This is a genomic window from Bacillus sp. iso_77 (genome assembly GCF_056173625.1).
In genome coordinates, this window is sequence record NZ_CM149683.1 from 1638708 (window position 1) to 1649606 (window position 10899).

The following is a 10899-nucleotide window of genomic DNA, read 5'->3' on the forward strand; positions in this document are numbered from 1 at the left end:
TATAATAAAGGGAAAACTTACAACAAGATGCAGCCAAAACCAGGCTGCTTTCTTTCTGATCTTTTCGTAGGTTATATTTTCTTTTGTAGTAAGGTGATGAGTATGGCGAAAAAGAGAAAACGTAAAACAAGAAAAAAACAAAATAAACAGCTAAAACTGAAATATGAACTAAATGGGTTAGTCTGTATTGCCATAGCGATCATTGCCATTTTACAGCTAGGTGTAGTTGGACAAACCTTTGTACATCTATTCCGATTCTTTGCAGGTGAATGGTTTATTCTCTGCCTTATCGGATTATTTCTTTTTGGTGTGACGATCTTTTGGAAAAAACAAATTCCTGATTTACTGACAAGAAGAAAAGCAGGTTTATACTGCATCATTGCGAGTATCTTGCTTTTGTCCCATGTGAAGCTTTTTCAGCATCTTTCAGCTGCAGGCGTGATAGGCTCTCAAAGTGTGATCAGAAATACGTTTGAGTTATTCTTAATGGATATGAAAGGTGAGACAGGCTCGCCCGATTTAGGAGGCGGTATGATCGGTGCCGTATTATTTGCGGCCTCCTATTTCTTGTTTGCACAAGCAGGGTCGCAAATCATGGCCATTGTGCTAATGCTGATCGGCATTGTTCTGATCACAAACCGGTCACTGCAAGAAATGGTCAAAAAAGTGACGCTGCCTGTATCACAATTTTTGGTGAAGCAGTGGAAAGCATTTATTGAAGATATGAAAGGCATAAGGCAGGCGAAAAAGAATGCACCTGCGCAGAGAACAAGTGAAAAGAAAAAACGTTCACGCTTGCAAGAGGCCGAAGAAGATCATGATCAAATCTTGATCGAGGAAGAAGAGCAGGCTTCTGACAATCGTCAGCCGATTATTTCAAGTTTTGCTGATCGAGATGACATGCTCACACCGCAAGTTCAAAAAGATCAGCCGGTCAATGAGCCAGATCCTCTTCAAGAAACTGTACAAGGCAGTCTGTCTCATGATACAGGGGATGAACCGAAAGAAGCTCCGCCTATGACGTTTACGGAGCTTGAAAATAAGGATTATGAGCTGCCATCGCTTGATATTTTAGCTGAGCCGCAGCATTCAGGTCAGCAAACAGATAAGAAGAATATTTATGAAAATGCAAGAAAGCTTGAAAAGACCTTCCAAAGCTTTGGTGTAAAAGCAAAAGTGACACAAGTTCATTTAGGACCGGCCGTCACAAAATATGAAGTATACCCTGATGTCGGCGTGAAGGTAAGTAAGATCGTCAACTTGAGTGATGATTTAGCCCTTGCATTAGCAGCAAAAGACATTCGAATTGAGGCGCCGATTCCTGGTAAATCCGCCATCGGAATTGAAGTGCCCAACGCAGAAATTGCGATGGTTTCTTTAAAAGAGGTTTTAGAATCGAAACAAAATGACCGCCCAAATGCCAAGCTACTCATCGGACTGGGCCGAAATATTTCTGGTGAAGCTGTGCTGGCTGAAATGAACAAAATGCCGCATTTACTTGTGGCTGGCTCGACAGGAAGCGGAAAAAGCGTATGTATAAATGGCATTATCACTAGTATTCTCATGAGAGCAAAACCTCATGAAGTAAAGATGATGATGATTGACCCGAAAATGGTTGAATTAAATGTTTATAACGGCATCCCGCATCTGTTGGCTCCAGTTGTAACCGATCCTAAAAAAGCCTCACAGGCACTTAAAAAAGTGGTGAGTGAAATGGAGCGCCGTTATGAATTGTTTTCTCATACGGGTACAAGAAATATTGAAGGGTACAATGATTACATTAAACGAATGAATCAATCAGAAGAGGCGAAGCAGCCAGAACTCCCTTATATTGTCGTCATTGTAGACGAGCTTGCTGATTTAATGATGGTTGCTTCCTCTGATGTGGAAGATTCCATTACAAGGCTTTCTCAAATGGCACGTGCTGCAGGGATTCATTTAATTATCGCCACACAGAGACCTTCGGTTGATGTCATTACTGGTGTCATTAAAGCCAATATTCCATCCCGTATTGCATTTAGCGTATCGTCACAAACCGATTCAAGGACCATTCTTGATATGGGAGGCGCAGAAAAATTGCTGGGCAGAGGGGATATGTTGTTCTTACCGGTCGGTGCGAACAAACCAGTTCGTGTACAAGGCGCCTTTTTATCAGATGAAGAAGTGGAACATGTCGTTGATCATGTCATCACACAGCAAAAAGCACAATATCAAGAAGAAATGATCCCAAGTGAAGAAACGCAAGATCAGCTTGGGGCTGTGGACGACGACTTATATGATGAAGCAGTTGAACTGATCATTGGTATGCAGACGGCCTCTGTTTCTATGCTGCAAAGGAGGTTCCGCATCGGTTATACTCGTGCTGCACGTCTTATTGACGCAATGGAAGAGCGCGGGGTTGTCGGACCATATGAAGGAAGTAAACCGAGAGAAGTCCTCCTTTCAAAAGAACAACATGACGAGCTCTCTTCATAATTCGAAGAGAGCTTTCCTAACATAAAGTTAACGATATATTGATTATGTCAACTGGATGTCAGACTATTTATTTATTTGCAAAAACATGATATAGTTATGTTCATCTTATCTCGGAATAGAGATTTCTCATCTTATCATTTGCATTGATTAGACGGAGGGAAAACATGTCGACCAAAACAGACAATCGCCATTTATATTTGAAAGTGATTGACCGTATTAAAGAAGATATTCAAACAGGCGTATATGCCGAAAAAGAAAAGCTGCCTTCTGAATTTGAGCTCTCAAAGCTTTTAGGCGTGAGCAGAGCGACACTTCGTGAAGCCCTTCGTATATTAGAAGAAGAGAAATATTTAATAAGAAGGCATGGTGTGGGGACTTTCGTCAACTCAAGACCGCTTTTTTCTACTGGCATTGAACAGCTGACAAGTGTTACAAAAATGATTGAACAGGTCAATATGACACCAGGTACCATCTTTTTGTCCTCACAAGAAGGGGAGCCGACGGAGAATGATGTCATTCGTTTTCAGTGTGATGAATCCGAGAAGGTTTTTTCAATGGAACGCGTTCGAACAGCAGATGGACAGCCAGTCGTCTATTGTTTAGATAAAATTCCGGTCAAACATCTTCCCGCTTCTTTTACTCACGAGGAAGAGTCGCTTTTTGAGCTGTTTGGGAGAGAACCGCACAGCGGAATTAAATATGCCGTGGCAGACATCGAACCGATTGGTTATCACGATCAGGTTTCACCGATACTAGAATGTGACCCAGAAACAGCGTTACTATTACTGAAACAAATGCACTATGATCAAGACGATCAGCCGGTCTTATACTCGCTCAATTATTTTCGAGCGGATAAATTCAGCTTTCATGTCATACGTAAACGATTTTAAAAAGCAGTCGCTTCCATAGGCGGTTGCTTTTTGTTTGTCTATACATAAAACCCGTGAAACGTGCCACACTAATACGTAACAGTATATAGAATTGGGTGAATGATGTTGGGCGAGAAAACAGTCAGTAAAAAGAATATTATTGCATTATCATCAGTGCCTCTAATCATGACGCTTGGGAACTCGATGCTAATACCCGTATTACCAGAGATAGAAAAGAAACTCTCAATCACTTCCTTTCAAGTGTCACTCATTATTACGGTATACTCCGTTGTGGCGATTTTGTGTATTCCGATTGCCGGTTATTTATCTGACCGAATTGGGCGGAAAAAGGTGCTTTTGCCTTGTCTTTTAATCGCAGGGCTTGGAGGAGCTGTTGCAGCTGTTGCCTCAACCATCATGAAAGAACCGTACATGTGGATTCTATTTGGCAGGGTCCTTCAAGGTGTTGGTTCAGCTGGAGCGGCACCTGTCGTCATGCCGTTTATTGGCGATTTGTTTCACGATGATGAAGAGGTAAGTGCAGGACTTGGAGCAATTGAAACTTCTAATACAGCTGGAAAGGTACTCAGTCCTATTATTGGGGCACTTCTCGCTTCTTGGTTTTGGTTTGTGCCGTTTTGGTTCATTCCATTCTTTTCAATCATCAGTTTTGTGATGGTTCTGTTTATGGTTGAATCCGCAAAGAAAGAGGAGATCCGCTTACATTTAAAGAGTTTTTAAAATCAACAAAGACGATTTTTAAACATGAGGGACGCTGGCTTTATGCCATTTTTGCTATTGGTGGTTTTATTATGTTTCTTCTTTTTGGCGTGCTCTTTTATTTATCAGATAACCTAGAGGCAGCGTATCAAATAACGGGTGTCAAAAAAGGCTTGCTGCTAAGTATCCCGCTCCTTTTCTTATCAATCAGCTCGTATATTGCGGGGAAAACAATCGGGAAAGAAAAGGGGAAAATGAGGATATTTCTCATTGTTGGTATGGCTCTTTTATCACTTTCGTATATATTTTTATGGTGGAATCACAGTTTTTACGTGTTGTTTGTCTGCTTAAGTATTGGCGGCGTAGGGATTGGCATTGTGCTTCCAGCACTTGATGCGTTGATAACAGAAGGGATTGAAAAAGAGCAGTGCGGAACCATTACGTCATTTTATAGCAGTATGCGTTTTATCGGTGTTGCTTTAGGACCTCCAATTTACGCATTTCTTATGGATAAAGGAGACGCCATCGTTTTTATTCTATCGACCATATGTAGTCTCATTTCATTATTTTTGGTCCTCTTTTTCATCCAGCCAGATGAAAAGGATGAAAGTGAACAATTGAAAACGGTTTAAACATAGAAAAAAGACGGTATTTTGCCATCTTTTTTCTTTTTTATAAATTGACATGTAAAATTTTGATAGTTAAACTAATGTATAGTAATATCTTTTAAATTATCCCAAATAGGAGGTGTTCAAAAACATTCATTTTCTGTCTTTGTTTTAAGGCAGAAATTGAGCTCGTGGCTGATGATGGATATGCGTTTCTTCAACACGAAAGGACAATTGAATAGGTCATCCTGCCATTAGCACGTTGAAGGAGACGAAGTCAGCACTTCAGACACGCTCAAAAACAGCAAATTGATTGATGAACTAGAAGGAGCTTGAAGCAGCTATGTTGCAAATAATTAAAGCAAGATGGATTGTATTAATGGTGTGGATGATAACAGCTGTGATTCTGTTTATTACTGCGCCCGATTTAGAGGAATTAACAAGAGAAAAAGGGCAGTTAAAGGTTCCAGAGGGGACACCAACAGCTGAGGCACTTCACTTATTGGATAAGCTTTCAGATCATAATGGGAAAAAAGATACTGGTGTGATTGTATTCTCCGAACAACTTTTGTTCCCTGCCAAAGAGCAGGAATTAAAAAAGGCTTTAGCTGCACTCATGACACATGCCCCAGAACTCCACATTGACGGAATTACTTCGTATTTTCATGTAGATCGTGACATTCAAAAACAACTTTTATCAAAGGATAAAAGTACACTTCTTGTTCCATTCAAATTCGACCACTACGAAACAAAAGCTGTGAAGGTTAAAGAACGAATTGAGGAAGTTTTAAAGCCCTACAACGTCTCATATGAAATGACAGGTCAAAAATTTGTGGACTCAGATGTCATTAAAAGCTCTCAACAAGGTCTGAAGAAAACTGAACTTATCACGATGATTTTTATTTTCTTTATTTTAATAATTGTATTCAGATCGATACTGGCACCTGTTGTTCCGCTTATTACGATTGGCATTTCTTATGCTGTCAGCCGGTGTATTGTGGCTTTTCTCGTAGAATATACACCATTTCCTATTTCTAATTTCACTCAGATTTTTATGGTAGCTATTATGTTCGGTATAGGAACGGATTATTGTATATTACTTTTAAGCCGTTTTAAAGAGGAGATTGGTCAAGGGCGTGATGTCAAAGAATCGATTATCATCACGTATCAATGTGCAGGGAAAACAGTCTTTTTCAGCGGCTTAGCTGTGTTAGTCGGCTTCTCAAGTATTGGTTTCGCAAAATTCCAATTGTACCAATCAGCCGTCAGCGTTGCCGTAGGCGTGGGCATCCTGCTCATTGCACTTGTCACAATCGTTCCCTTTTTTATGTCGGTTTTCGGAAAATCCCTTTTTTGGCCGTCTAAAAGAGAAAACATTCGTCATCCACAAAGTAAGATTTGGGAATGGGCTGGGCGCTTTTCATTTAAAAGACCGCTCATCAGCTTAGGTGTAGTTGCACTCATCACTGTTCCTCCGATTCTGATGTATGACGGCACTCTTTCTTATAATAGTTTAAATGAGATTGGGACAAAGTATGAGTCAGTGTCTGCATTTAATACGATATCTGAGCAATTTGGCTTTGGTGAAGCGCTGCCGCTGAATGTGCTTGTCGAAAGTGACAATGAGCTCGATAATCAAGAAAAGATTGTCATGATTGAAAAGCTGACCCGTAAGTTAAATGACATTGAGGAAGTGAAAGCGGTTCGCAGTGTCACTCGCCCAGTTGGAGACGGGTTAAGTCAGCTCTACGTTACCTCTCAAGCGAAAGAGCTGGGAGGAGAGCTTGGGAAAGGTCACGAGGGCATCGGGAAAATTACAGATGGCTTGACCGAAACAAACTTAGCACTTCTCAAACAAAAACCAAAAATTGAAGAATCCGCTAAAGGGATTGATCAATTGATTGATGGGACAAAAGCCATCAAAGGCGGTATCGGAGAAGTGAGGAAATCACTCATTTCTTTAGAGGATGGTGTGAGGCGCAGTAAAGAGGGCGTAGGAACCATTCGCACTGAAATCAAACAAGCGAAAAAAGAATTAGAGCAAGAATACCGCAGAAGTGAAACCATGATTCAAGATCTTGAACGAGTCGTAAGCACACTGGAAGGTCACGCAACATCAAATGAGCAGCTGATGACAACGATTAAAAAAGTGAAACAATCCTATGAAAACGTATCATTTGAAGGGCTTGAAAACCGGCTTCCAGAAATCAAAGACATGAATGAATATAAAGAAATCAAAAAAGTATTCAAAGACACAAAAGGAATGCTCGATCAAGCTGGAGAGCAAATGAGTGTCTATGAAGAGGAAGCATCTGCCTTTAAACAAAAGATCAAGAAAGCAGATCAAGTCATTCAAACGTTCTCAAGCAAGCAAAAAGAAATCAAACAACAAGTAAAGGCGCTGATGACAGGTCTAGATCAAATTTATGATGGTCTTGATGAAACGAATAAAGGACAAAAACAGCTCATCAAAGAAATGCCTAAAATTGAAGATGGCGCAGATCAGCTGACAGATGGCCAAAAAGCCGTGAAAAAAGGGTTTAACCAGCTATCATCTAAACTATCACTATTAACAGATGGATTAGATGAAAGTATTTCCGGACTTGAGCAAGTAAAAAGCGGCTTTACCGAGGCAGACAGCTACTTAAAACAGCTTCAGGAAGCACCAGATGAAGAAGTAACGGGCTGGTTTATACCAGAAGAAGTATTGAAACGCCATGAGTTTAAGAAAATATTTAATACGTATATGTCCCCAGATCGCAAATTAACAACCTTTGAAGTAATTTTAAATGTAAATCCATACAGCAATGAAGCAATGAAAGGTGTAGCAAAAATCGAAGAAACCCTTGATCAATATTTACCTGTAAGTGGTTTGAAAAATGCCAATTACGGTGTATCTGGTATCTCCAGTTTAAATGTTGACTTAAAAGAAACGTCAGACGGTGACTTTATCAGAACGGTTATTTTCATGTTAATTGGTATCTTTATTATTTTAGTTTTATTACTAAGGTCAATCGTCATGCCGATATACTTAACACTTTCACTCATATTAACGTATTTTACATCCATTGGCTTAACAGAATGGATTTTCAAAACATTCTTTGGCTACGATGGTGTCAGCTGGGCTGTTCCATTTTTCAGCTTTGTTATCCTTGTGACCCTTGGCATTGATTATTCGATCTTCCTGATGGATCGTTTCAATGAATGGAAGGGAGAGCATGTTCAAGCATCCATGATATCAGCGATGAGAAATATGGGGTCCGTCATTATTTCAGCAGTTGCTATTTTAGCGGGTACTTTTGCTGCGATGCTGCCATCGGGTGTATTATCATTAGTTGAAATTGCAACGGTCGTACTCATTGGACTTTTATTATATGCTTTTGTTGTTCTACCACTCTTTATTCCGGTCATGGTTCGCATCTTTGGAAAATGGAATTGGTGGCCGTTTAGAATGAAATAACAACCTGCGTCTCTGCTTTTAGCAGAGGCGTTTTTATTTCCTATCCTTTCCTCTGATTGATATAATGACTATTAAATGGCTGTTTCACGTATATATCAGCTATGTTCTAATACATAATAAATAGGATGAACAAAGGAGGTTTCTCATGACGTACTTACAAGAGAAGACATTTGATACACCTGGTCTTCATACTCATATTGTCAAAACAGAAAAATTTAAAACCGTGACGATCCTTTTTAAAATGCTTGCGCCTTTATCCAAAGATGACGTCACCATGCGTTCCCTTTTCCCGCATGTGCTTTTAAGAGGAACAGAAAAAATGCCGAAAACGGGAGAGCTTCGTGCATATTTCGACGAGCTCTATGGGGCGACCGTTTCCGCAGACATGGCGAAAAAAGGTGAAAATCACATCATTACCTTCCGTCTAGAAATGGCGAATGAAAAATATTTAAAGGATCAAACCCCTTTACTAGAAAAAGGGATTGCCTTACTTTCTGAACTTTTATTCCACCCGTTCGTGGAAAACGGAGTATTTCATGAATTGTACGTTGAGCAAGAAAAACGAACATTGAAACAGCGCATTCAAGCCGTTTATGATGACAAAATGCGCTATTCAAACTTAAGACTTGTACAGGAAATGTGTAAAGGTGAGCCATATGCACTGCACGTCAATGGTGAAATGGAAGACGTCGAAGCGATTACGGCAGAAGCGCTCTTTAAAGCATACGAACATGCACTTAAGTCCAACCAGCTGGATCTCTATGTTGTGGGAGACGTTGATGAACAAGACATCAATCGAATGGTCTCGCAATACTTTAAAACAAGTGAGAGAGAGCCAGTCAAACAAAATACCGAATCATCAAGATCACAAATAGAGCCAAAAGAAGTCATTGATGAAGAGGACGTAAAACAAGGAAAGCTGAACATTGGCTTTCGCACACATACAACGATAGCAGATGAAGATTATCCGGCGCTGCATTTGTTTAATGGCATATTCGGCGGCTTCTCTCATTCAAAGCTATTTATCAATGTGCGGGAAAAAGCAAGTCTTGCGTACTATGCTGTTTCTAGACTTGAGAGCTTTAAAGGTTTGATGATGGTCATGTCAGGAATTGAAGTCGGCAACTATCAGCAGGCAGTAGACATCATCAAAGAACAATTTGATGCCATGCAAAAAGGCGATTTTTCTGATGAAGCAATTGAACAGACAAAGGCTGTCGTCAAAAATCAGCTACTCGAAACCATTGATACGTCTTATGGAACAGCGGAATACTTATATCAGCATGCCGTCGTGCCAACAGGGGAGAGCCTCGATTCCTTTTTAGAAGCGTTAGACAGAGTGACAAAAGAGGACATCATCAAAGTGGGTCAAAAAATCGAATGGGATACGACCTATTTTCTTAAAGGAACGGAGGGTGCTTCATGACAGTGAAAACAATTCAATTCGACCAGCTGCAAGAAACGGTCTATCACGAAAAAATGGAGAGCGGACTTGACGTCTATGTACTGCCAAAGCAAGGGTTTAACAAAACCTATGCAACCTTTACAACAAAATACGGCTCTGTCGACAATGAATTTGTGCCGCTTGGCAAAGAAGACATGATCCGAGTGCCTGATGGAATTGCCCATTTCTTAGAGCACAAGCTGTTTGAAAAAGAAGATGGAGATGTGTTTCATACATTTAGTAAACAAGGAGCATCCGCAAATGCTTTTACGACATTTACGAGAACAGCTTACTTATTCTCAAGCACCTCAAATGTCGAACAAAACCTTGAGACACTCATTGATTTTGTGCAAGAACCTTATTTTACTGAAAAAACAGTCGAAAAAGAAAAGGGCATCATTGGTCAAGAGATTAACATGTATGATGACAATCCCGACTGGCGTTTATTCTTCGGTTTGATTGAAAATCTATATCAAGAGCATCCTGTGAGAATTGATATAGCTGGAACAGTAGAAAGCATCGCTCCGATTACAAAAGATCATTTGTATGAATGCTATGAAACGTTCTATCACCCAAGCAATATGCTTCTATTTGTTGTCGGTCCCGTTGATCCGAAGCAAATATTAGATCAAGTTCGAGCGAATCAGGCGAAAAAGCCATTTACAGACCAGCCAGAGATCAAACGAAAAGACATCAATGAGCCTGAAGGTGTGTACCGAAAAGAATACGAACTTCCAATGAACGTACAAGGCTCAAAATGTATGTTTGGATTAAAAACAAAGAATCCTCATAAAAAAGGCAATGAACTGTTAAAACATGAGCTCGGAATGAATCTCATTTTAGAGACGCTGTTTGGTAAAAGCTCCTTACAATATGAACAGATGTATGAAAAAGGCTTAATTGATGAGACCTTCAGCTACGATTATACGGAAGAAGGCGGCTTTGGCTTCACTTCAGTTGGCGGAGACACAAATGACCCTGATCAACTCGCAGATGAATTAAAAGAAACGCTTCTTCAAGCAAAAAGCCTGATCACAGAAGAAAAGATTGAACTTGCTCGCAAGAAAAAAATTGGCAGCTTTTTAAAAGCAATGAACTCCCCGGAGTACATCGCCAATCAATTCACTCGATACGCATTCTTAGAAATGAGCTTATTTGATGTCGTGCCAGTACTGGAGCAAATCCAATTAACAGATATTCAGCAAATCTTAGACGAAGAAATTGATGAAGAAAGAATGTCAGTTTTTAAAGTCGTACCGAAAGCAAAATAAATGAAAAAAAGACAAACTCAACATATAAGAGTTTGTCTTTTTTGTGTCCAGC

5 protein-coding genes and 1 pseudogene are annotated in these 10899 nt (G+C 40.0%); all 6 read left to right on the plus strand.

Annotation, left to right across the window (positions count from 1 at the left end; genetic code table 11):
- Positions 1–102 precede the first annotated feature (102 nt).
- Positions 103–2475, plus strand: a complete 2373-nt coding sequence (locus AC0VYC_RS08310; protein WP_427243669.1) for an FtsK/SpoIIIE family DNA translocase — start codon at positions 103–105, stop codon at positions 2473–2475.
- A 164-nt stretch (positions 2476–2639) separates the two neighbouring features.
- Complete coding sequence (locus tag AC0VYC_RS08315; protein ID WP_008344706.1) at positions 2640–3365, plus strand: GntR family transcriptional regulator; 726 nt, start codon at positions 2640–2642, stop codon at positions 3363–3365.
- Between the two features lie 102 nt (positions 3366–3467).
- Positions 3468–4696, plus strand: a pseudogene (locus AC0VYC_RS08320) (MFS transporter).
- Positions 4697–5015: 319 nt separating this feature from the next.
- On the plus strand, positions 5016–8132 hold the full coding sequence (locus tag AC0VYC_RS08325) for an MMPL family transporter (protein WP_475389889.1): 3117 nt from the start codon (positions 5016–5018) through the stop codon (positions 8130–8132).
- Positions 8133–8277: 145 nt separating this feature from the next.
- Positions 8278–9558: an EF-P 5-aminopentanol modification-associated protein YfmF gene (gene yfmF, locus AC0VYC_RS08330; protein ID WP_041090422.1), complete on the plus strand. Its 1281-nt coding sequence runs from the start codon at positions 8278–8280 to the stop codon at positions 9556–9558.
- Complete coding sequence (yfmH, locus tag AC0VYC_RS08335) at positions 9555–10847, plus strand: EF-P 5-aminopentanol modification-associated protein YfmH (protein WP_024720379.1); 1293 nt, start codon at positions 9555–9557, stop codon at positions 10845–10847. The genes yfmF and yfmH overlap by 4 nt, the downstream gene beginning before the upstream one ends.
- Positions 10848–10899: the final 52 nt, after the last annotated feature.